Raw genomic sequence first — 268 nt, forward strand, 5'->3', positions numbered from 1 at the left:
AATGAGATCTGTATAGCTTTTGCTGTATGTTCCGATCAAAGTAATCGGCTTTTCCTGACCTTCTTTCAGACGCACATACGAAGGAGCAGCCTCCAAGCGAACCGGGATTTTCTCCTCTACAACCATGAGGCGAACCCGGAATTTGCTCTTGTCCACTTTTCCGGAAATTACCGCGGTACCAGTCGCTTTGGCGATCAGCTTGCCTTCTTCTGTTACCTCCACGACTTCAGGATCGGAGGATATCCAGTTTGCCTGCTCGGTAATATCT

The 268-nt window shown here is 48.5% G+C and carries 1 protein-coding gene; it reads right to left on the reverse strand.

Annotated features, from left to right (window positions below):
- Window positions 1-268: hypothetical protein (locus tag F1003_RS18800; RefSeq protein WP_162307013.1), on the reverse strand; the 268-nt coding region annotated here is incomplete at both ends.

This window comes from Winogradskyella ouciana, assembly GCF_009709615.1.
Lineage (GTDB): Bacteria > Bacteroidota > Bacteroidia > Flavobacteriales > Flavobacteriaceae > Winogradskyella > Winogradskyella ouciana.